Here is a 21,790-nt window from a genome sequence, read left to right on the forward strand (position 1 = left end):
TCACTTGACCGCGGCCACCGCGGAGTCCGGTCCCGGCCGGCGTCAGGGCCGGCCGGCGTCAGGGCCGGCCGGCGTCAGGGCTGGTCGAGCGGCGCGTGCCGGTCGGCGATCGTCCGGACCGCGCGGGTGAGCTGCGGGTCCTCGCCGCGGGCGAGCCCGGCGTACTCGAGCGTCAGCCCGCCGTCCGCCCCGCTCGTCGCCTTCACCCAGACGCGCCGGCGCGGCACGAACAGCGAGGTGAGCAGCCCCGCGAGCACGAGGATCGCGAAGAGCAGCACCCAGCCCTGGGTCGCGTCGTGGTGGATGTCGAACGAGGCGAAGCGCTTGACGCTGTCAGTGCCGACGACGGAGGTGTCCGCTCCGACGTTGTCGAAGGTGACCGTGCCGAGGCCGTTCGGCAGGTCGGCGGAGTCGCCCGGCTTGAGCGTGATCGACGCCACCCCGGTCGTCCCGCCGGTGAGGCGGGTCAGCGTGTCCGTGTTCAGCACGTAGACGGAGGTCGGCACGCCGCCGTCGAGGCCGAGGTCGCCCTCGAAGACGTTGAGCGAGAGCACCGGGTACTGCAGGTCCGGGAAGATCGAGGTCGACGCTCCGGAGGGCAGCTCGTCCTGCGTCGGGTAGAAGAAGCCGGTGAGTCCCACCTGCTCCGCGAGGCCGTCGGTCACCTTGACGACGCCCACCGAGGTGAGGTTCGCGTCCTGCGGGAGGAAGGGCACCGAGTCGGTGAAGATCGCCTTCCCCGAGGGGTCGCGCACCGTGATCGTGGGGGCGTAGCCGTTGCCGAGCAGGTAGACGTTGGTCCCGCCGATCGCGAGCGGGTCGTTGACCTTGATCGTCTCGTCGGAGGAACCTCCGTCGCGCTGGGTGGTCGTCACGTGCGCAGTGAAGTCGACGGGCTGACCGAGCGCCTGCTGGTTCTGCTCCTCGTACTCCACGTCGAGCGAGTCGAGGGTGAGCTGGTACGGGTCCAGCTGGCCGCTGTCGAAGAACCGGCCCGGGTTGAACGAGTCGTAGCCGGCCAGGTTGTTCGCGAAGCCCTGCGAGCCCTCGACCAGCACGCGCTGGCCGCTGTAGCCGAAGCCGCCGCCGATGCCCACGGCGACGAGGATGCCGACCAGGGCGGAGTGGAAGACGAGGTTGCCGGTCTCGCGCAGGTAGCCGCGCTCGGCCGAGACGCTCGACCAGCGCCCGCGCGGGTCGTCGTGGCGCTCGGTGCGGTAGCCCGCCCGGCGCAGGACGGCCTGCGCGGAGGCGATCGCCTCCTCCTCACTCGCGCCCTCGACCTCGCGGACGGTGTAGCCGGCCAGGCGCTGCAGGCGGGCGGGCGTGCGCGGCGGGCGCGAGCGCATCGCCTCGAAGTGGTGCTTCGTCCGGGGGATGATGCAGCCGATCAGCGAGACGAACAGCAGCAGGTAGATGCTCGAGAACCACGCCGAGGTGTAGGTGTCGAAGGCCTGCACCTTGTCGAGCAGCGGCGCGAGGTCCGGATTGTCGACGAAGTACTGGGTGACGCCGTTGGGGTCGGAGGAGCGCTGCGGCACGAGCGAGCCCGGCACCGCCGCGATCGCGAGCAGCAGCAGCAGGAACAGCGCGGTGCGCATGCTGGTGAGCTGGCGCCACATCCAGCGGACCCAGCCGGTGAAGCCGAGGGTCGGCTGCGTGATCGAGCCGTCGGAGTCGAAGTGGTCGGCCGGGCGGAACGACGCGTCAGCCCTCTGCTGGGTCGCGTCGGCCGTGGAGGCGCCCTCGGGGGCGTCGGTGCTCGAGCCGGACTCAGAGCGCGGGCTGGAAGCCATTGATCACCTCGAAGAGTGCTCCGTAGACGAGGGTGTTCCACAGGCCCGTGACCATCAGGACTCCGATCAGGACGAGGGCGACGCCGCCGGCGATGTTGATCGCGCGGATGTGGCGCTTGACGAACGCGAGGGTGGTGGTGACCCAGCTGAAGCCGAACGCCACCAGGAGGAAGGGGATGCCGAGCCCGAGGCAGTAGACGACCGTCAGCAGCGCACCGCGCCAGGGCGATCCGGCGCCGTAGCTCAGGGCGAGGATCGAGGTCAGCGTCGGGCCGAGGCAGGGGGTCCAGCCGACGCCGAAGACGATGCCGAGCAGCGGGGCGCCGATCAGTCCGGTCGCCGGGCGGAAGCCGGGCCGGAGCGTGCGCTGCAGGAAGGAGAGCTGGCCGATGAAGACCAGCCCCATCGCGATCACGAAGACGCCGAGCACGCGGGTGATGACGTCGCCGTAGGCGCGCAGCCAGAAGCCGACCGAGCCGGCGGCGACCCCGAAGAGCACGAAGACCAGCGAGAAGCCGAGCACGAACAGCAGCACGCCCAGCACGACCCGGCGGCGTCCGCGGGCGGCGCGCTCGCCGGCGTCGGTGAAGCCGCCGACGTAGGCGAGGTACCCCGGCACGAGCGGGAGCACGCAGGGCGACGCGAACGAGACGAGCCCGGCCAGCAGCGCGATCGGCACCGCGAGGAGGAGCTGGCCGCTGATGACGACCTCGCTCACCGCGCTACTCCGACTCCGCGAGCGTGTCGCCCACGAGCGTCGAGAGGATCGACGCCTCCTGCAGCTGGCCGAGGATGCGCGAGGCGACCCGGCCCTCCCTGTCGAGGACGATCGTGGTGGGCACCGCGTTCGGCGGGACATCGCCGGTGAAGGCGAGCTGCACCGAGGAGTCGGTGTCGACGATGGAGGGGTAGCTGATGCCGTAGTCGGCGGCGAAGCTTGCGGCCGTCGGCGCCTGGTCGCGCACGTTGACGCCGACGAACGAGACGTCCTGGCCCTCGAACTCGGTGTTGACCGCCTGGAGGTCGGCGGCCTCGGCGCGGCAGGGAGCGCAGCTGGCGTACCAGAAGTTGACGACGACGACCTGGCCGGCGAGGTCGGCCGAGTCGATGGTCGCGCCGTCCTCGTCGGTCCCGGTGAACTCGATCGTCTCGCCCCGCTGGTCGACCGGCACCTCCGTGATCGTGCCGTCGCCCGAGATGAAGCCGTTGTTGGTGCCCTGCCGGTAGTCCTCGGCGAGCTTGTCGCGGGTGCAGCCGCTCAGCGCGAGGGCGCCGACGAGCACGAGCACGCCGAGCGCGCGGGTCCGGCGCATCAGACCGCTCCGACGTCGGTGGCGAGGCCCTGGAGGCCGGCCGCCGGGTCGGAGTAGCCGACCTCGACGAAGCGGTCGCCCCGGCGCTCGAAGGTGGTGATGCTCGAGAGCGCGCAGCGGCGCTTGCGCGGATCGTGGAAGAGCTTCTCCCCCGCGATCGCGCGGTGGGTCGTCCAGATCGGCAGCTGGTGGCTGACGAGCGCAGCGTCGCCGGAGGCAGTGCCCTGCCAGGCGGACTCGAGCGCCGCGTACATCCGCGCCGAGATGGAGAGGTAGGGCTCGCCCCAGCTGGGCTCGAAGGGGTTGCGGAGCAGCGGCCAGCTGCGCGGGTCCTTGAGTGCCGAGTTGCGGGCGGCGACGCGCTTGCCCTCGAAGCGGTTGGTCGGCTCGATCAGGCGCTCGTCGGTGACGATCTCGAGCTCGAAGGCCTGCGAGATCGGCTGGGCCGACTCCTGCGTGCGCTGCAGCGGCGAGGCGAAGAGAGCGGTGACGGGGCGGCGGCGCTCGAGCAGGTCGTCGGCGGCGGCGCGCGCCATCCGGTTGCCCAGGTCCGAGAGCCGGAAGTGCGGGAGTCGCCCGTAGAGGACCCGGTCGGGGTTGAAGACCTCGCCGTGCCGCACGAGATGGATCTGATCGGCAACCACGAGCGTCAAGTGTACGGAACGCCGCGTGGAGGAACGCCGGGAATAGGGACGGCCGATCCGCACCTCTGCCGAGCTCGGCTGGAGCGGCCGGTCAGCGCCGCGCGCTCACCGCCGCGGAGAGCCGCCGCACGAGCGAGCCGGGCAGGTGGCGGACCACGCTGATCGGCACGCCGAACCGCCAGGAGGGGATCGAGACGACCGAGCCGCGCGCCACGTCGCCCAGGAACTCCTCGACCACCGCGTCCGCGTCCAGCCAGAGGAAGGAGGGGATGGAGGCGGTGTCCATCGCCGCGCGCTCGTGGAACTCGGTGCGCACCCAGCCCGGGCAGAGCGCGGCGGCCCGCACGCCGCTGCCGCGCAGCTCCACCGCCAGCGACTGGGTGAAGGCCGTCGCCCAGGCCTTGATCGCCGAGTACGGCCCGAGGTGCACGAAGCCGGCGACGCTCGACACGGTGAGGATCGCCCCGCGCCCGCGGCCGACCATCGCCTGCGCGGCGGCGCCGGAGAGCACGGACACGGAGCGGACCATCACCTCGAACGCCTCGTCCTGCGCCGCGACGTCGGGCTCGGCGAAGCTGCCGTCGATCCCGAAGCCGGCGTTGTTGACCAGCACCCGGACGGGCCGCTCGGGGTCGACGAGCCGGACGCGCACCCGCTCGACGTCGTCGCGGTCGGAGAGGTCGGCGGGCAGCACCTCGACCTGCGGGGCGCCGAGCGCGCGGAAGGCGGCGGCCGCCTCCTCGAGCCGGCCCCGGTCGCGCGCGACGAGGACGAGGTCGAAGCCCCGTCGGGCGAAGGCGCGCGCGAACGCGGCGCCGATGCCGGTGGACGCTCCGGTGATCAGTGCGGTGCTCATGCGGGCGACGCTACCGCGCCGCGGACCGCCGGCCCTCCGGCACCGCGGCGCCTGCCTCGCCGGCCGACAGCCGCCCGTCCCGCATCGTCGCCACGCGATCCAGCCGCGGGAGGTGCGCCTCCTCGTGCGTCACCAGGAGCGTCGCCGTCCCGCGCTCGCGCGTGAGGCGGACGATCAGGTCGATGATCGCCGTGCCGCGCTCGGTGTCCAGAGCGCTCGTCGGCTCGTCGACCAGCAGCACCGACGGCGCGTTCATCAGCGCGCGGGCGATGTTCACCCGCTGCCGCTGACCGCCCGAGAGCTGCGCCGGGCGGGCGTGGGCGCGGTCGGCGAGACCGACCTCCGTGAGCAGCTCGTCCGCCCGCGCCGACGCCGAGCTCCGCCGCTTGTCGCCGAGCCGGTCCATCACCAGCAGCTGCTCGCGGGCCGTCAGCGCCGGCAGCAGGTTCGCCTGCTGGAAGACGATCCCGATCCGCGAGCGGCGCAGCCGTGCCGCCCCCGCGCGGGACAGCCGCGACACGTCGTCGCCGTCGATCAGCACACGGCCCGAGTCCGGGCGGATCAGCGTCGCCGCCAGCGCGAGCAGGCTGGACTTGCCGGAGCCGCTCGGGCCCGTCAGCCCGGTCACGGTGCCCGGGCGGCAGTCGAGGTCGGCCCGGTCGACGGCGGTGAGGCGCGAACCGCCGTCGTCGAAGGTGAGGGTGGCGTCCCGCAGTTCGATCATCGTGCGCTCCCGAGGGCGGTGAGGGGGTCGGTGGAGACGACGGTGCGCAGGGCCGCGGCGGCGCCGAGCAGTCCCAGCGCGATCATCAGGGCGACCGGGACCAGCGTGGTCACGGGGCTGAGCAGGAACGGCAGGGCCGAGCCGGCGAGCGAGCCGAGCCCGAGCACCGCGAGCAGCCCCGCGCCCGTCCCCGCGATCAGCACGACGAGGGCCTGGCCGAGGGCGTCCCGGAGCAGTGAGGGTGTCGACGCGCCGAGGGCCTTGAGCACGGCGATGTCGCCGGAGCGCTGCATCGTCCAGACCGTGAAGAACGCTCCGACGACGAGCGCGGCGATCCCGAAGAGCATCGCGACCATCAGCAGCAGCGAGCCGATCTCGGACCGGAACGAGCCGATCGCGGTGAGCGCGGCGAGCGGAGCCCGAGCGATCGTGCCGGTCGCCGCCTCCCCCGCCGCCCAGTCCGGCGAGCCGCGCACCGCGAGGACGGTCGCGTCGGCCGGCGTGCCGAGCGAGGCCGCGAGCGCTCGCCAGGCGGCGAGCGGGAGGCGGACCACGGGGGTGTGGCTGTACCAGTCGTCGCCGCCGATCGAGGAGACGACGGCGGAGGTGCCCGCGATGCGCACGGCGTCGCCGACTCCGACGCCGAGCGCTTTCGCCGCGGGAGCCGAGAGCGCGATGCCGCCCGGGTCGGCCGAAGCCCCGAGCGCCGCGTCGACGCCGAGGACGGCGACCGCGACGCGCGCTCCGTCCGCCTCCGCCCGGGCCTGCAGCACGCCGAGCGGCTCGACGGAGACGACTCCCGGGAGCGCCGCCCACTCCGCCTCCTGCTGCGCGGTGACCGCGGAGTCGGCGAACGAGGGCGCGTCGTCCCCGGCCGAGAAGACGAGCCGGTCGGCGGGCACGCCGAGGACCGCCGAGACGTTCTGCAGGGCCAGCCCGCCGGTCAGCCCGGAGAGGAACCCCACCAGGAGGGTGAGCAGCGCGACCACCGCGCCGATGAGCAGGAATCGGCCGCGAGCGGAACGCAGCTCGCGCCAGGCGACGAACACGGGGACCTCCAGGGAGTCGATGCCGCGGGATCGGCGGCCCCTCCAGCCTGGAAGCGGCGCGGATCCGGCGCATCGTGCGGTCGACCGGGGGCGCCGCCCGCTCTTCGAGGGACGGCCGCCTCCTCCTTTCGCACGATGACAGGCAGCCCCGCGGTGCGTAGCGTTCCCCCGTGCCGCACACCCCGCTCGCCCCCGTCCTGACGGGACTGCGCGCGGGACTGCACCTCCTGGTCGGCGGTCTGCTCGCCCTCGTCGCCGTGCGCACGCTCGTCGAGCCCGGCCCGCGCACTCCGGCGGTGCTCCTGCTCTGCCTCCTCCTGCTCGCCGCGTACCTCGCCGGGCCGCGCTGGACGGCCCGCTCGCGGCGCCGCGGGAGGCTGCGGCTCGCGGGAGTGACGCTCGCCTGGGCCGCACTCGTCCTGCTCGAGTCCGACGCCGCCTACCTCGCGTTCCCGCTGTTCTTCCTGGCGATGCACGTGCTGCCCCCACGGGCGGCGGTCGCCGCGGTGCTCGGCCTCACGGGCATCGCCGTCGCGGCCCTCGGCTGGGACGACCGGTGGAGCATCGGCGGGGTCGTCGGCCCGGTGATCGCCGCCGGCATCGCGATCCTGATCGGCCTCGCCGCGCGCGCCCTCGCCCGGGAGGCGCGCGAGCGGGAGGAGCTGCTCGCCGAGCTCCTCGCCACCCGCGACCGGCTCGGTGCGAGCGAGCGCGCGGCCGCCGTCGCCGAGGAGCGCTCGCGGCTGGCCCGCGAGATCCACGACACCGTCGCGCAGGGTCTGTCGAGCATCCAGATGCTGCTGCACGCGGCCGAGCGCGCCGACCCGGGGCGACCGGGGATCGAGCACGTCCGCCTCGCCCGGGAGACCGCCGCGGCCGATCTGGACGAGACGCGGCGCTTCATCCGCGAGCTCGCCCCGCCGGCTCTCGACAGCGAGAGCATCGACGGAGCGCTGCGGCGACTGGCCGGCACGCACTGGGAGCGCTCGGGCGTCGTCGTGACGGTCGACGCCGAGGACGGTCGCGCCCTGTCGATGCAGACGCAGACGGCGCTGCTCCGGCTCGCCCAGGGCGCGGTCGCGAACGCGCTGCAGCACTCGGGAGCGAGCACGGTCGCGCTGACGCTCCGCAGCGACGGGCGCACCGCCCGTCTCGAGATCGCGGACGACGGGGCCGGGTTCGATCCCGAGGCGGCCGCCCCCTCAGCGCGGCCGGACTCCTTCGGCCTGCGGGCGATGCGCGAGCGGGCCGAGCAGCTCGGCGGGCGGCTGGAGGTCGAGTCGTCGCCGGCCGGCACGACGGTCCGCGCCGAGCTCCCCGCCGGCGGCACCCCGTGATCCGCGTCCTCCTCGTCGACGACCACCCGATCGTCCGCACCGGGCTGCGCGCGCTGATCGCCGCGGACCCGGGTCTGACCGTGGTCGGCGAGGCCGGCTCCCCCGCGGAGGCGATCAGCGCCGCCGCCCGCCTGCACCCGGACGTGGTGCTGATGGACCTGCGCTTCGGCGCCGACCGCGAGACCGGCGTCGACGCGACGCGGGCGCTGCGCTCCTCAGCCGCGCCGCCCTCCGTCCTCGTCCTCACGACCTACGACACCGACGCGGACATCCTGGGCGCGGTGGAGGCCGGCGCGAGCGGCTACCTGCTCAAGGACGCGCCGCCGGAGGAGCTGCTCGCCGCGATCCGCGCTGCCGCCGCCGGCGAGAGCGCGCTCGCCCCCGCCGTCGCCGCGCGGCTGTTCGAGCGCCTCCGCTCCCCCGCGCCGCGGCTCAGCGCCCGCGAGACCGAGGTGCTCGCCCTCGTCGCCCAGGGCCTCAGCAACACCGAGGTCGCCGCCCGGCTGTTCGTGACCGAGACCACCGTCAAATCGCACCTCGCGCACGTGTTCGCGAAGCTCGGCGTCACCTCCCGCACCGCGGCGGTCTCGGCCGCGCGCCGCTCGGGCGTGCTGCGCTGACCCCCCGGCGGACCCCGCGGGTAGACTCCCCTACCGTGACCGACGAGACCCGCCTCCCCCGAACCACCGTCAGCAAGCTCGCCGCCCTCGAGGACGGCCCGGTGCGCGTCGCCGGCTGGGTCGAGACCGTGCGCGATCAGAAGAAGGTGCAGTTCGTCGTCCTCCGCGACGAGTCCGGCGCCGTGCAGCTGGTGAACCCGGCCGTGCGCGAGGCCGTCGAGGGCGACGACGCCTCCGCCGCGAAGCTCGCGATCACCGAGGCGATCTCCGGACTCGCGCAGGGCTCGTTCGTGAGCGTGACCGGTCAGCTCAAGCACGACGAGCGCGTGAAGCTCGGCGGCCTCGAGGTCAAGCTCGAGTCGCTCGAGATCGTCAGCGCGTCGATCCCCGAGGCGCCGATCGCGGCCGACTCCGGCATCGACAAGCGGATGGACTGGCGCTTCCTCGACCTGCGCCGCCCCGAGCAGAACCTGATCGCCCGGGTGCAGACCACGTTCGAGCACGCGCTGCGCACGTACTGGATCGAGCACGACTTCATCGAGATCCACACCCCGAAGCTGATGGCGAGTGCCTCCGAGTCGCGCGCCGAGCTCTTCGAGGTCGAGTACTTCGAGACCAAGGCCTACCTCGCGCAGAGCCCGCAGTTCTTCAAGCAGATGGCGCAGCCGGCCGGCTTCGGCAAGGTCTTCGAAGTGGGGCCCGCGTTCCGCGCCGACCCGAGCTTCACCTCCCGGCACGCGACCGAGTTCACCAGCGTCGACGCCGAGGTCTCCTGGATCGACTCGCACGAGGACGTGATGGAGCTGCACGAGCAGCTCATCGTCGCCGGCCTCACCGCGGTCGTCGAGAAGCACGGCGAGGCGATCAAGGCACTCTTCGACATCGACCTGCGCGTGCCGACCACGCCGTTCCCGCGCATCCCGCTCGCCGAGGCCAAGCGGATCGTCGCGGAGCGCGGCTACGAGGTGCCCCGCGCCGACGACGACATGGACCCCGAGGGCGAGCGCCGCATCGCGGCCTACGTGCAGGAGGAGTTCGGCCACGACTTCGTCTTCCTGACCGACTACGCCTCGAGCATCCGGCCGTTCTACCACATGCGCCGCGAGGGCGACGGAACGATCACCAACAGCTACGACCTCATCTACAACGGCGTCGAGATCTCCACCGGCGCGCAGCGCGAGCACCGCGTCGACGTCCTCGTCGAGCAGGCGCGCGAGAAGGGCCTGGAGCCGGAGGAGCTCGAGTTCTACCTCGACTTCTTCCGCTACGGCGTCCCGCCTCACGGCGGCTTCGGCATGGGGCTCTCCCGCGTCATCATGCTGATGCTCGGGCAGGCCAACCTGCGCGAGGTCACGTACCTCTTCCGCGGGCCCACCCGCCTGCTGCCTTAAGGCATGGCGGGCCGGGGTCTCGATTCGCCGCTGCGCGGCTACTCGACCAGCATGAAGGTGCGCACGGGTTCACTTCGCGCTGCACGCGCGGGCGTCCGTCTCATGCTGATCGAGTAGCCCTCGCAGAGGGCGTATCGAGATCCACCCGCTCGCAGGACGGCGGATCTCGATACGCCGCTCCGCGCCTACTCGACCAGCATGTGGAGCCGCGTCAGCGGGGCAGGCGCTCGTACGGCACGCGGCGGCTCAGCCAGCCGAGCACGCCGGCGACGGCGGCCGCGACCGTCGCAGGCACGAGCAGCAGCCAGAGCGCCGAGGTCACGGCGACCAGCGCGAGCGCCACCGCGGCGACCCCCGCGCCGATCGCGAAGTTCCAGCGCACGTCGGTCACCACCCCGGCCTCCGGCCGCGCCCACAGCACGACGAGCGCCGTCGCGATCGGGCCGAGGAACAGCCCGAGCACGAACCAGCGCCAGCGCGAGCGCCCCTTCTGCTCGGCGAGACCGGCCGTGACGATCGCGAGAGCGAACCAGAGCCAACCGGAGCCTTGGGTGAGTGTCATGCCCGGAGCCTACGGCGCGGGCAGGATCATGAGGTCGAGGTAGTCGGTCAGGCAGGCCACCATGTCGACCGCGTCGTTGTCCAGCAGCCACTGCAGCTGGATGCCGTCCCAGAGCGCGATGATCGAGGCGGCGACCCGGTCCGGATCCGCCCCCTCGCGCAGCCGCCCCTCGGCACGCAGCTCGCGGAGCTGCCCGGCGTAGTCCGCGCGCAGCCGCTGGAAGCGCGAGGCGAAGAAGTCGCGCCCCGGATGCTCGTCCGTCGTCGACTCCCCGCAGAGCACCGCGTAGAGCTCGATCACGCCGGGCGCCGTCTCGTTGTAGCGGGTCTGGCGCACGATCCCCTCGACGAGCCCCTCCTCCGGATCGACGGGCGTCGAGCCGTCGCCGGTGATCAGGTCGCGGTGCCGCAGCACGGCCAGGAGCAGATCCGTCTTCGACGGGAAGTAGTGCAGCAGGCTCGTCTGGCTGAGCCCGACCCGGTCGGCGACGTCCTGCAGCGAGCCGCGAGCGTAGCCGCGGGCCGCGAAGACCGCGTGCGCCGCCTCGATGATCGCGCGCCGGCGCTCGGCCGACTTCGCATAGGGACCGCGGCGGGTGCTGCGGGCGGGGGTCGCCTCCGTCATCAGCCGCTCCTCGCCCTCGAAGTGCCGGCTGCGCAGCCGGTCGATCGCCCAGCGTAGCGCGCGCTCGGAGCGACCCGGCGGCGCCGGCTGCCAATTTCGAGTAAGCACTCGAAATTGTGGTAGCGTCCCGATCAGCCGGGCGGACTGGTCCCGGACTCCACCACGATGAAGTGAGGGAAACATGCACCCGTTCACACGACGGCAGCTGCTCGCCGCGGGCCTCGGCACCGCGGCACTCGGCGGCCTGACCGCCTGCGCGACGCCCGGCACCGTGTCGGTCAACGCCGGCGCGGCGATCCCGGCGGCCACCGGCCCCGTCCGGCTCCAGTACTGGGCCTGGCTCAAGGACCTGCAGAAGGTCTGCGACGTCTGGAACGCCTCGCACCCCGAGATCCAGGTCGACGCGGTCTGGATCCCCGGCGGCAACGCCGGCGGCTATCAGAAGCTCTACTCGGCCCTCGCGGCCGGCGGCGGCCCCGACCTCGGCCAGGTCGAGATGCGCTCGCTCCCCGAGTTCCTGCTCGTCAACGGCCTCGTCGACCTCAACCGCTACGGCGCCGAGGACTACGCCGACCTGTACGACCCCACGCTCTGGGGCCAGGTCAGCTACACCGGCGGCGTCTACGGGATCCCGCAGGACAGCGGCCCGATGGCGTTGTTCTACCAGCCCGAGATCTTCGACAGCGTCGGCGCCGAGACGCCCACCACCTGGGACGACTGGGCCGCGGTCGCGACCGAGCTGCGCGGCGTCGACTCCTACATCGACTGCTTCCCGCTCGCCGACGCGTCCGTCTTCGCGGCCTTCGCGACGCAGGCCGGCGCGCAGTGGCTGAAGGCGGAGGAGGACGGCTGGGTCATCGACATGACCGACGAGGCGACGACGAAGGTCGCGTCCTTCTTCGACACCGCGATCGACCAGGACCTGGTCGAGGTCGGCTACGGCGCCTACTCCCCCGCGTGGTTCGCGGCCGCCGCGAACGGCGGGATCGCCTCCTGCACGACGGCGAGCTGGGGCGACGCGCTGATCGAGGGCGTCAGCGGCGGTGCCGGCAAGTGGCGCGCGGCGCCGATGCCGGTCTGGGAGGGCACGGGCTACGGCTCGAGCTTCCTCGGCGGCTCGACGGCGGCCGTCTTCGCCAACAGCAGGCATCCGAAGGAGGCGCTCGAGTTCGCCGTCTGGATGACCACCTCGCAGGAGGGCATCGACGCGATGATCGCCAACAGCGGCATCGGCTGGTCCCCGGCGGTCGGCGAGATCGGCTCGGTCCGCAAGGGCCCGAGCGAGTTCTTCAGCGGGCAGAACTACAACGAGGACGTCTTCGTCCCCGCCGCGACGGAGCAGAACCCGGACTGGTCCTGGTGGCCGGTCACGCAGCAGTCGTTCAACATCCTCAGCGACGGATTCCGGAAGAAGGCGTCCGGGACCACCCTCGTCGACGCCGTGGCGCAGGCGGAGCAGCAGATCATCACGGTCTTCCAGAACAAGGGCCTCAGCATCAGGAAGGCCTCCGCATGACCACCACGACCTCCCCCGCCGCCGCCGCGGTCGCCGCCACCTCGAAGGCGCCCGGCGCCTCGAAGCGGAGCCGCGCGGTCACCCGCGCCCCGTGGATCCTGCTCGCGCCCTTCCTCGCGCTCTTCGTCCTCACCTTCATCATCCCGATCGTCGTCGCCATCGGCTCGAGCTTCACGAGGGTGACCCGCTCGGGCCTCTTCGGCGAGGCGGGCGTGACCAGCGGCTTCGCCGGCTTCGACAACTACGCCCAGGCCCTCGCCGACGGCAACTTCATCGCCTCGATCGGCCGGATGTTCCTCTTCGGCATCGTGCAGGTGCCGATCATGATCGCGCTGTGCACGGTGCTCGCGCTGATGCTCGAGTCCGCGTCCGCGCGCTTCCCGGGCTTCTTCCGTGCCGCCTACTTCCTGCCCTACGGCGTGCCCGGCGTCATCGCCACGATCCTGTGGTCGTTCCTCTACGTGCCCGGGCTCAGCCCGATCATCGACGCAGCGAACGTGGTCGGCCTCGACCCCGACTTCCTCGGCGCGAACTCGGTGCTCTGGTCGATCGCGAACATCTCGCTGTGGAGCTACACCGGCTACAACATGCTGATCATCGTCGCTCAGCTGAAGTCGATCCCGGTCGAGCTGTACGAGGCCGCGAAGGTCGACGGAGCCTCCACCTGGCGGGTCGCACGCAGCATCCAGCTGCCGCTCATCCGCCCGGCCCTCGTGCTCACGACGATCTTCTCGATCATCGGCACGCTCCAGCTCTTCGCCGAGGCGCAGGTGCTGAAGACGGTCGCGCCCGCGATCGACAGCCAGTACACGCCGAACCTCAGCGCGTACACCACCGCCTTCGCCTACAACGACTACAACGTCGCCGCCGCGCAGGCCGTGCTGATCGCGCTCGTCGCGTTCGCCCTCTCCTTCACGTTCCTCTCGATCTCGAACAGGAAGTCCTCATGAGCACGACGGAGCGCGCCACCGCCGATGCGCCCACGACCACCGGCATCGTCACCGCCGACCGGCCCGCGAAGGCCGGCCGCGGCCCCGACCGCTCGGCCGGGCGCAACCGCGCCTCGACGATCATCGTCACCGCGATCCTCGTCGTCGTCGCGGTCTACTTCCTGATCCCGGTCTACTGGGTCGTCGTCGCCGCGACGAAGACCACGGGCGACCTCTTCGCCACCTACGGCTTCTGGTTCGCGCCGACCTTCGCGCTCTGGGACAACCTGGGCCAGGTGCTGACCTACGACGGCGGCATCTTCGTCCGCTGGTTCCTCAACTCCGTGCTCTACGCCGGCGTCGGCGCTCTGCTCGCGACCTACCTCGCGGCCGCGGGCGGCTACGCGCTGGCGAAGTACGAGTTCACGGGCAGCAGACTCGTCTTCGGCACGATCCTCGCGGGCGTCCTCGTCCCCGGGACCGCCACCGCGCTCCCGCTGTTCCTGCTCTTCAGCCAGATGGGCATCGCGAACACCTACTGGAGTGTGCTGATCCCCTCGCTGGTCTCGCCCTTCGGCCTGTTCCTCTGCCGGATCTACGCGCAGGCGACGGTCGACACGGCCATCATCGAGGCGGCCAGGATCGACGGCGCGAGCGAGCTGCGGATCTTCCACACCCTCGGGCTGCGGATCCTCACCCCGGCGCTGGTCACCGTGTTCCTCTTCCAGCTGGTCGGGATCTGGAACAACTACTTCCTGCCGCTCGTGATGCTCTCCGACACCGAGCTCTTCCCGATCACCCTCGGCCTGAACAACTGGCTCAGCCAGGTGGACCGGCTGCCCGAGTTCTACGAGCTCACGACCGGCGGCGTCCTGCTGTCGATCATCCCGCTCGCCATCGCCATGATCGTGCTGCAGCGCTTCTGGCGCGGCGGCCTGACCGAAGGATCCGTGAAGTGACCCTCGCCCCGACGTCCTCCCACTACCTCGCCGACACCGGCCCCGGCTCCGGCCGGCGCCGCGCCGCCCGCTCGTGGCTGCACTCCGACGCCCCGACGCTCCCGCTCGACGGGGACTGGCGCTTCCGCCTGCTCCCCGCCGCGCCGGGGACGCCCGGCGGTGCCGACGCGCTGCCCGAGGGCGAGGGGGTGGACGACGTCGGGGCGGAGTCCTTCGACGACTCCGGCTGGGACGTCCTGCCCGTCCCGTCGCACTGGGTCCTCCAGGGCGACGGCCGCTACGGGCTCCCCGCCTACACCAACGTGCAGTTCCCCTTCCCGACCGAGCCGCCGTTCGTCCCGGACGAGAACCCGACCGGCGACCACCGCCGCACCTTCGAGCTCCCGGAGTCGTTCGCCGGCGCCGAGGCGGTCGTGCTCCGCTTCGACGGCGTCGAGTCGCGCTACCGCGTCTGGGTCAACGGCGTCGAGATCGGCATCGGCTCCGGCAGCCGCCTCGCGCAGGAGTTCGACGTCACCGAGGTCGTGCGGCCCGGCGAGAACCTCGTCGTCGTCCGCGTGCACCAGTGGTCGGCGGCCAGCTACGTCGAGGACCAGGACCAGTGGTGGCTGCCGGGGATCTTCCGCTCCGTGCACCTGATCGCCCGCCCGGTCGGCGGCGTCGAGGACGTCTTCGTGCGCGCCTCCTTCGCCGCCGGCGCGGGCCGGATCGAGACCGAGCTGACGGCCGGTGACGCGGCCTTCCCGGTCACCCTCCGCGTCCCCGAGCTCGGCATCGAGACGGTCTGGGCGAGCGCCGGCGAGGTCGGCCCGATCGAGGTCCCGGCCGTCGAGCCGTGGTCGGCGGAGGCGCCCCGGCTCTACGACGCCGAGGTCTCCTCCTCGGGCGAGACGGTCTCGCTCCGCCTCGGCTTCCGCACGATCGAGATCCGAGGGGACCGCTTCCTCGTCAACGGCGAGCGCGTCGTCTTCCACGGCGTCAACCGCCACGAGACGCACCCCGACCGCGGCCGCGCCTTCGACGAGGAGTTCGCCCGCGCGGACCTCGCGATGATGAAGCGGTTCAACGTCAACGCGATCCGCACCAGCCACTACCCGCCGCACCCGCGCCTGCTCGACCTCGCCGACGAGCTGGGCTTCTGGGTGATCCTCGAGTGCGACCTCGAGACCCACGGCTTCGAGCGCTACGGCTGGGCCGGCAACCCCAGCGACCACCCGGCCTGGCGCGAGGCGTACCTCGACCGGATCGAGCGCACCGTCGAGCGCGACAAGAACCATCCGAGCATCGTGATCTGGTCGCTCGGCAACGAGGCCGGCACCGGGGCGAACCTCGCCGCGATGTCGGCGTGGGTGCACGGCCGCGACCCCGAGCGCCCCGTGCACTACGAGGGCGACTACACCGGTGCCTACACCGACGTGTACTCGCGGATGTACTCGTCGATCCCCGAGACCGAGCAGATCGGCCGCGACGACTCGCGGTCGCCGCTGCTCGGCTGCACGGCCGGCGAGTCCGCGCGCCAGCGCTCGAAGCCGTTCCTGCTCTGCGAGTACGTGCACGCGATGGGCAACGGCCCCGGAGCGATCGGCCAGTACGAGGACCTCGTCGACCGCTACCCGCGGCTGCACGGCGGCTTCGTCTGGGAGTGGCGCGACCACGGACTGCGCGCCCGCACTCCCGAGGGCGTCGAGTACTACGCCTACGGCGGCGACTTCGGCGAGGTCGTGCACGACGGCAACTTCGTGATGGACGGCATGGTCCTCTCCGACGGCACGCCGAGCCCGGGGCTGTTCGAGTGGAAGCAGATCGTGGCGCCGGTGCGCGTCACGGTCGAGCTCGACGCCGTGCTGATCGAGAACCGGCGGCACGACGCGTCGACCGCCGACCTGCGCTTCGAGTGGCGGGTCGAGCTCGACGGGCGGATCACCGCGGAGGGCGTGCTCGACGCTCCGGCGATCGCGGCGGGCGACTCCGCTCGCGTGGCGCTGCCGGCGCTCGACGTGCCGACCGGCGGCGAGGCGTGGCTGAGCGTCGACGCGGTCCTCGCGTCGAGCACGGTCTGGGCCGAGGAGGGGCACGTGCTCTCCACCGGTCAGCGCCGGCTCTCCGCGCCGGCACCCGTCCCCGCCTGGGCGCGCTCGCCCCGCGACGGCGCGCCCGTCGAGGGCGCCCTGGGCCTCGCGAGCTTCCGCAACGGGCGGCTCACCGCCCTGGCCGGGCTGGCGGTCGACGGCCCGCGCGCCGAGCTCTGGCGCGCGCCGACCGACAACGACGAGGGCGACGGCTTCCCCGCGTACACGGACGGCGACCCGTACACCGGCAACGGCAACGGCGTGCCCGCGCCGTCCTCCGCGAGTCGCTGGCGCGAGGCGGGCCTGGACCGCCTCGTCGGCCGCGTCGAGTCGGTCGACACCTCGTCGGGCGTCCGCCGGCGGACCCGCTGGTCGGCCGCCGACCTCGATGCGGCGCTCCTCGTCGAGGAGCAGTGGAGCACCGACGGCGACGCGGTCGTCCTGCGCGTCGACCTGGTGCCGACCCGCGGCTGGGGCTCGGTCTGGCCGCGGCTCGGCGTCCGGCTCGACCTCCCGGCCTCGGTCGACGGCGCCGAGTGGTTCGGCACCGGTCCGCGGGAGTCGTACCCGGACAGCCTCCGCGCCGCCCGGGTCGGCCGCTTCTCCGCCGGCATCGACGAGCTGAAGACGGAGTACGCGCGCCCGCAGGAGAACGGGCACCGCAGCGCCGTCCGCGAGCTGGTCCTCCGCGAGGGCGGGACCGATCGCCTCCGCATCGAGGCGGCGCCCGACCTGCACGGCCGGCTCCCCGGCTTCACGCTCGCGCGCCACACCGCGCACGAGCTGACCGCCGCCGGGCACCCGCACGAGCTGCCCGCCTCCACCCGCTCGGTGCTCACGATCGACGCCGCCCAGCACGGCCTCGGCTCGCGCGCCTGCGGCCCGGACGTCTGGCCGGACTTCCAGCTGCGCCCGGAGGCTCGCACCATCCTGCTGCGCTTCACCGCGGCCGGCTGACAGACGGCGGGTCTCGATACGCCCTCCGGGCTACTCGACCAGCAAGGAAGGACGGCTGCGCCGCGCCGCCTCGGAGCAGGCGCCCGCATCCCTGCTGATCGAGGAGCCCGCGCGGCGGGCGCATCGAGATCCACCACCGTCAGCACCCGGGTCTGCAGACCCGCCCTGCTGAGGACGGCGGGTCTCGGCACGCCCCCGCGGGGGCTGCTCGACCAGCACGGGGGCGCGCATCCGCCGACGCCCTCTTCCGGACATGTCCGCTAGCGGCGCTTGCGGTGGGTGGGTGCCACTCCGGACACTGGGTCCTGCCTGGTCGGCGCAGAACGACCACTCGGGGCGACCCGAACCCTCCCCGAGTGGTCGGGACCCTTCCCGGCACCTGGGCCGCGAAGCGCGGACGAGACCTGCGCCGCTAGACCTCGGCCGGTCCGTCCGGGGCCGCTCGGCCCCCCTCCGCCGACCAGGCTGCTCCCAGCGCGAACAGCGTGGGCGCTCCGTAGTGCTCCATCGCCGCCGAGATCCGGCGCCGGCCCGTGCGCGGGTTGATCCCCAGCCGGTGCGACGCCGCCTCGAGGGTCATGCCCGTCCGCATCAGGCGGAGCAGCGGCGTCCAGCTCTGCTCGGCCGTGCCGACCGGCAGCGCCCGCCGCCACAGCTCCTCGAAGTACGCGCTGACCAGCCCGGCCAGCGCCTCGTGCCGCACACCCAGCACGCTCGTCGGCCGGGTCTCGCCCCACTCGAACGGCACCGCCAGGTACTCGCCGTCGACCCAGAACCAGCTCGGCATCGTCTCGAGCAGGCGGTACTCCACGCCCGCCTTCTGATACGCCTCGATCCGCGCGAGCACGCGAGGATCGCGCACTCCCTCCGCGGGGATGATGACGCGCACCCGGTCCTTCGCGGCGAGCGCCTGGCCGAAGCGCTGAGCCCGCTCGGTCGGCGGATCGAGGAAGCGCTCGACGTCCGGGAGCACCGCGATCAGCGTCCCGGAGTCGCTGCGGACGAGGTCGAACCAGAGATCCTCCGACGCGTGCGGCCCGTGGCGCAGCAGCGTGGGGACGAGATCGTCCGCCGCGGCGCCGACCGACCACGCTCCGAGTAGCGACGGCAGGTCTCCGATCAGGCGCTCGATGCCGTCCAGCGCGTCGAGGGTGGCGCGGCGGGCCGCCACGGTGTGCTGGAGCACGGTGTCCGCCGCCCAGTCGGCGGGCGGGACGTAGCCGATCTCGTCGCCCTCCCCGGCGAGGAGGCCGAGGCCGCGGAACCGGTCGACGGCGGTGCGCACGTCGGCCGGGTCCAGGTGGACGAGCTCGGCGGCCGCCGCGATCGTCCGGGGACGGCCGCGATACAGGGCCGCGATCAGACTGTCGTCGCGCACCGGGGTCCCGTGCCCGTCACCGGCTGCCGGCGGCCGCGGTCCCGCCGGAGCGGGGGCGTCGCGGCGGAGGAGCGCCTCACTGCTCGGTCGGGTGCGGCAGCGGCCCGCCGATGAGCAGGTCGTCGTTCTCGCGGCGGCGGCGCAGGACGACGGCGGTGACGAGTCCGGCGATCAGCAGCGCGACGAGCACGCCCGCTCCGATGGTGAGGCCGACCCCGGCCGAGAGCCCGCCGGTGCTGGCGGCCGCCGGCGGCACGGCGCCCGCCTTCGCGGAGGTGATGGCGATGCCGCAGACCTGCGCGGCGTCGGGGGCCGTCGCGGTCGAGCCCTCCCCCGGGTAGGCGACGGTGACCGCGGCGGTGCGCTTGCTGACCGAGCCGACCGCGACGAGGCAGTAGACCTCGGCCGTGGGTTCCGCGACGATCGCGTCGCCGAGGTCGAGGTCGGACCAGCCGAGTGCGTCGACGCGGACCGAGAGGTCACCGGCCGCGAGGTCCGCCTGGACGCCGGCGGTCGTGAAGGCGCCCACCGTGACGCTCTCGACCGGGCCGAAGCCCCAGACCGCTCCGCGCGGCGTGGCCGCCTCGGAGCTGGAGGCCTCGCGCGGCTCGACGAGGATGCCGGGAGCGGAGGAGGCGATCAGAGCGAACGTCGTGGTCGCCGACGAGCCGCGGTCACCCGAGATCGTCACCGTGTAGGTGCCGATGGAGAGGAGCGCGGCGGTCGGCACGGTGGCCGATCCGGTGCTGGTCGTCTCGCCGTCCTGGCGGTTCTCGACGGTCAGCGGGGTCTCGGTGCCGGCCGGCGCCTTGAGCGTCGCGGTGGCGTTCTCCTCGCGCTGGAATCCGGCGTAGGCGACGCCGACTCCGTAGAAGCGGGCCAGATCGACGGTGAGCGCGCCGGGGTCGACGCCGGCGTCACGGGTCAGGAACACCGAGACGGCGGGGCCGCCGGCGGTCTCGGTCCCGGGGACGGGAGCCGCGGCGGGGTCGGCCGCGGAGGTCGAGAGCAGGGTCCGTCCGGGCGCGGAGGCGCGGGGCGGCGTCGCGCCGGCCTCGGTCGTCGTGGTGCCGCCGGCGGTGCCGCTGCCGCCGCCGGTCGAGCCGGAGTTGGACCCGCCGGTGCTGCCGCCGCCGGTCGAGCCGCCGCCCGTGCTGCTGCCGCCGGTCGAGCCCCCGCCCGTGGAGCCGCCGCCGGTCGATCCACCACCCGTGGAGCCGCCGCCGGTCGATCCACCACCCGTGGACCCGCCGCCGGTCGATCCACCACCGGTGGACCCGCCACCGGTGGAGCCGCCACCCGTGGAGCCGCCACCCGTGCCGGGCGACGGGTTGCCACCGCCCGTTCCGGGGCTCTCGTTGCCGCCGGTACCAGGGTTGCCTGCCCCAGTTCCGGGAATCTCCGGGTTGGGCGCACTCGGCGGGTCTTCGGGCGGAATCCCTCCGACAGGCGGAGGAGTGTCCTCGGGCGCCGGGGCCGGGACCGGCGTCAACTCCGGCTCTCCGCCACCGGATGTCGGCTCAGGCGACGGAGCCGGTACTTCTTCGGTCGGCGGCGTCTCGACGGGAGACGGAGCTTCCGTCGGCACCGGCGCCGCGACGCTCGTCGACGGGTCGTCGGGCAGGTTCTCGGCCTGAGCCGACGCGGGCAGCGCGAGCCCGGCGAGGAGCAGGGCGAGCGTGAGCGCGGAGGCCGTGGAGCGGCGACGCTGCTGCAGCAGACGCTGTCGAGACATGGATGTTCCTCCCCGCGAGACGCCGAACGCACCCCGAACGTGGGGAGCGAGCCTCCCCGTGAAGAGACTATGCGCGATCCGCGAGCGCTCGAGGGAACTCCAGTCCCCCATCCGAGGGGCCTTCTACAACATTCCGATCACGGCGGATCCGCGGGTTCGCGCGGGGATCAGGCGCGCTCGAGCAGCGCCCGGCGCAGTCGATCCGGATCGACGCGCCAATAGGTGTGCACGCGCCCGTCGAGGAGCACGACCGGGATCTCCTCGACGAACCGCTCGTGCAGCTCCGCGTCGTCGAGGATCGAGGCCTCGGCGAGCGAGACGTCCGGAGCGCCGGGGACGTCGGCGAGCTCGGCCAGGACCTGCTGGACCACGGTGCGAGCGTCGTCGCAGAGGTGGCAGCCCGGCTTGCCCACGAGAGTCAGCGCGACGTCCATCCGCCCAGTTTAGCCGGGGCGGTCACGGACGACGCGGGGGGTCGACGCCCCCGGAACGCAGACGAGCGCCCGACCCCAGAGGGGCGGACGCTCGAAGGGGAAGAGGCGCGAGCCTACTTCTTGTTGCGACGCTGGTGACGAGTCTTGCGAAGCAGCTTGCGGTGCTTCTTCTTCGCCATACGCTTGCGACGCTTCTTGATGACAGAACCCACGAAGACCTCACAACGTTCAGGGGGTCGACCGCCCGACGGACGGCCGCTTACGAAAAACTGGCTCCCGCGAGCTTACACGACGCGGCCCCCGCCGAGGATCCGCGCCCGAGGTCCCGCTCGGACGAGCCGCGCGACCTCCTCACTTGCGGATGCGCAGCGCCTCCGCGACCTTCGTCGCCCCCTCGCTCACGCCGCGCTGGATGTCCTGCACGACCGCGCTGACCTGGTGCGTCCGCTCGGCGAGCGCCCGGCCGAGCGACTCGGCTCGAGCGGCCGCCGCCGCGTCGAGCACGGCGGCGCCGTCGTCGGCCTCGTCCGCGGCGCCGAAGGGCAGCAGCCAGTCCTCGACGGCGACGAGCGGCGCGTACTGCAGCGCGTAGATGCGGTGCTGCCCGCTCTCGCGGACGGTGACGAGCCCCGCCTCGCGCAGCACCTTCAGGTGCTTGGACACCGTCGGCTGGCTGAGCTCGAGCTTCGCGACGATGCGCGAGACGCTCATGCCGCCCGCGCCCTCGACCCGCTGCTCCAGCAGGAGGGAGAGGATGTCGCGGCGGGTGCCGTCCGCGATCACCGCGAAGATGTCAGCCATGTGCCCAGGGTAGTCAGCGCCCTGCGCGCGGGGCAGGGTGTCGCCCGTGCGTATGCCCCGCAGCGCATGGCGTACCGGCGACCCGGGCGCCGACCG

Annotated in this window: 21 protein-coding genes; 7 read left to right on the forward strand and 14 right to left on the reverse strand. The window is 73.1% G+C overall.

Going from position 1 to position 21,790, the window contains the following annotated elements; genetic code table 11:
• Positions 1-74: 74 nt before the first annotated feature.
• From GTU73_RS16105 to GTU73_RS16135, 7 genes are all read right to left on the reverse strand, one after another.
• The gene (locus tag GTU73_RS16105) at positions 75-1,796 is read right to left on the reverse strand and encodes a cytochrome c biogenesis protein ResB (RefSeq protein ID WP_160090678.1); all 1,722 of its coding nucleotides are present in this window, start codon (positions 1,794-1,796) and stop codon (positions 75-77) included.
• The gene (locus GTU73_RS16110; protein ID WP_160090679.1) at positions 1,774-2,514 is read right to left on the reverse strand and encodes a cytochrome c biogenesis protein CcdA; all 741 of its coding nucleotides are present in this window, start codon (positions 2,512-2,514) and stop codon (positions 1,774-1,776) included. Before GTU73_RS16110 ends, GTU73_RS16105 begins: the two co-directional genes overlap by 23 nt.
• A gap of 4 nt (positions 2,515-2,518) precedes the next feature.
• Positions 2,519-3,109 (reverse strand): TlpA disulfide reductase family protein, encoded by a 591-nt coding sequence (locus GTU73_RS16115; protein ID WP_160090680.1) that lies wholly within the window; start codon positions 3,107-3,109, stop codon positions 2,519-2,521.
• A complete protein-coding gene (locus GTU73_RS16120) occupies positions 3,109-3,753 on the reverse strand; it encodes a histidine phosphatase family protein (protein WP_123446605.1) in 645 nt (214 codons plus the stop codon). Before GTU73_RS16120 ends, GTU73_RS16115 begins: the two co-directional genes overlap by 1 nt.
• A gap of 91 nt (positions 3,754-3,844) precedes the next feature.
• The gene (locus GTU73_RS16125) at positions 3,845-4,609 is read right to left on the reverse strand and encodes an SDR family NAD(P)-dependent oxidoreductase (RefSeq protein ID WP_160090681.1); all 765 of its coding nucleotides are present in this window, start codon (positions 4,607-4,609) and stop codon (positions 3,845-3,847) included.
• Between the two features lie 10 nt (positions 4,610-4,619).
• The gene (locus GTU73_RS16130) at positions 4,620-5,333 is read right to left on the reverse strand and encodes an ABC transporter ATP-binding protein (protein WP_160090682.1); all 714 of its coding nucleotides are present in this window, start codon (positions 5,331-5,333) and stop codon (positions 4,620-4,622) included.
• Positions 5,330-6,382 (reverse strand): ABC transporter permease, encoded by a 1,053-nt coding sequence (locus tag GTU73_RS16135; RefSeq protein ID WP_160090683.1) that lies wholly within the window; start codon positions 6,380-6,382, stop codon positions 5,330-5,332. The genes GTU73_RS16130 and GTU73_RS16135 overlap by 4 nt, the downstream gene beginning before the upstream one ends.
• A 170-nt stretch (positions 6,383-6,552) precedes the next feature.
• On the opposite strand from GTU73_RS16135, the gene GTU73_RS16140 reads away from it, so the two are divergent.
• From GTU73_RS16140 to aspS, 3 genes are read left to right on the forward strand one after another with little or no spacing between them, the layout of a single operon-like run.
• On the forward strand, positions 6,553-7,719 hold the full coding sequence (locus GTU73_RS16140; protein WP_160090684.1) for a sensor histidine kinase: 1,167 nt from the start codon (positions 6,553-6,555) through the stop codon (positions 7,717-7,719).
• Positions 7,716-8,339: a response regulator transcription factor gene (locus GTU73_RS16145; RefSeq protein WP_160090685.1), complete on the forward strand. Its 624-nt coding sequence runs from the start codon at positions 7,716-7,718 to the stop codon at positions 8,337-8,339. Before GTU73_RS16140 ends, GTU73_RS16145 begins: the two co-directional genes overlap by 4 nt.
• A gap of 35 nt (positions 8,340-8,374) precedes the next feature.
• Positions 8,375-9,730, forward strand: coding sequence for an aspartate--tRNA(Asn) ligase (gene aspS / locus GTU73_RS16150; protein WP_243615965.1), 1,356 nt, complete (start codon positions 8,375-8,377; stop codon positions 9,728-9,730).
• Positions 9,731-9,941: 211 nt separating this feature from the next.
• On the opposite strand, the gene GTU73_RS16155 is transcribed toward aspS, so the two are convergent.
• Both GTU73_RS16155 and GTU73_RS16160 read right to left on the reverse strand, forming a co-directional pair.
• Complete coding sequence (locus GTU73_RS16155; RefSeq protein WP_160090686.1) at positions 9,942-10,292, reverse strand: hypothetical protein; 351 nt, start codon at positions 10,290-10,292, stop codon at positions 9,942-9,944.
• Between the two features lie 9 nt (positions 10,293-10,301).
• Positions 10,302-10,916: a TetR/AcrR family transcriptional regulator gene (locus tag GTU73_RS16160; protein WP_160090687.1), complete on the reverse strand. Its 615-nt coding sequence runs from the start codon at positions 10,914-10,916 to the stop codon at positions 10,302-10,304.
• 181 nt (positions 10,917-11,097) lie between these two features.
• Here GTU73_RS16160 and GTU73_RS16165 point away from each other — a divergent pair, with 181 nt between their 5' ends.
• Genes GTU73_RS16165 through GTU73_RS16180 form a run of 4 tightly spaced genes read left to right on the forward strand, consistent with a single transcriptional unit; the run spans position 11,098 to position 17,346 of the window.
• Complete coding sequence (locus GTU73_RS16165; protein WP_160090688.1) at positions 11,098-12,432, forward strand: extracellular solute-binding protein; 1,335 nt, start codon at positions 11,098-11,100, stop codon at positions 12,430-12,432.
• Complete coding sequence (locus GTU73_RS16170; RefSeq protein ID WP_160090689.1) at positions 12,429-13,382, forward strand: sugar ABC transporter permease; 954 nt, start codon at positions 12,429-12,431, stop codon at positions 13,380-13,382. The genes GTU73_RS16165 and GTU73_RS16170 overlap by 4 nt, the downstream gene beginning before the upstream one ends.
• A complete protein-coding gene (locus GTU73_RS16175) occupies positions 13,379-14,320 on the forward strand; it encodes a carbohydrate ABC transporter permease (protein ID WP_160090690.1) in 942 nt (313 codons plus the stop codon). Before GTU73_RS16170 ends, GTU73_RS16175 begins: the two co-directional genes overlap by 4 nt.
• Positions 14,317-17,346, forward strand: coding sequence for a glycoside hydrolase family 2 TIM barrel-domain containing protein (locus GTU73_RS16180; RefSeq protein WP_160090691.1), 3,030 nt, complete (start codon positions 14,317-14,319; stop codon positions 17,344-17,346). Before GTU73_RS16175 ends, GTU73_RS16180 begins: the two co-directional genes overlap by 4 nt.
• A 412-nt stretch (positions 17,347-17,758) precedes the next feature.
• On the opposite strand, the gene GTU73_RS16185 is transcribed toward GTU73_RS16180, so the two are convergent.
• The 5 genes from GTU73_RS16185 to GTU73_RS16205 all read right to left on the reverse strand — a co-directional run bounded on the left by GTU73_RS16185 (position 17,759) and on the right by GTU73_RS16205 (position 21,694).
• A complete protein-coding gene (locus GTU73_RS16185; RefSeq protein ID WP_160090692.1) occupies positions 17,759-18,724 on the reverse strand; it encodes a hypothetical protein in 966 nt (321 codons plus the stop codon).
• 76 nt (positions 18,725-18,800) lie between these two features.
• Positions 18,801-20,459: a hypothetical protein gene (locus GTU73_RS19130; RefSeq protein ID WP_208543683.1), complete on the reverse strand. Its 1,659-nt coding sequence runs from the start codon at positions 20,457-20,459 to the stop codon at positions 18,801-18,803.
• Between the two features lie 167 nt (positions 20,460-20,626).
• Positions 20,627-20,893, reverse strand: a complete 267-nt coding sequence (locus GTU73_RS16195; RefSeq protein WP_160090693.1) for a glutaredoxin family protein — start codon at positions 20,891-20,893, stop codon at positions 20,627-20,629.
• A gap of 113 nt (positions 20,894-21,006) precedes the next feature.
• Positions 21,007-21,105, reverse strand: coding sequence for an AURKAIP1/COX24 domain-containing protein (locus GTU73_RS16200; protein ID WP_003792170.1), 99 nt, complete (start codon positions 21,103-21,105; stop codon positions 21,007-21,009).
• 139 nt (positions 21,106-21,244) lie between these two features.
• Positions 21,245-21,694, reverse strand: a complete 450-nt coding sequence (locus GTU73_RS16205) for a metalloregulator ArsR/SmtB family transcription factor (protein ID WP_160090694.1) — start codon at positions 21,692-21,694, stop codon at positions 21,245-21,247.
• Positions 21,695-21,790: the final 96 nt, after the last annotated feature.

It is taken from the genome of Rathayibacter sp. VKM Ac-2804 (genome assembly GCF_009866655.1).
In the GTDB taxonomy this organism is placed as follows: Bacteria; Actinomycetota; Actinomycetes; order Actinomycetales; family Microbacteriaceae; genus Rathayibacter.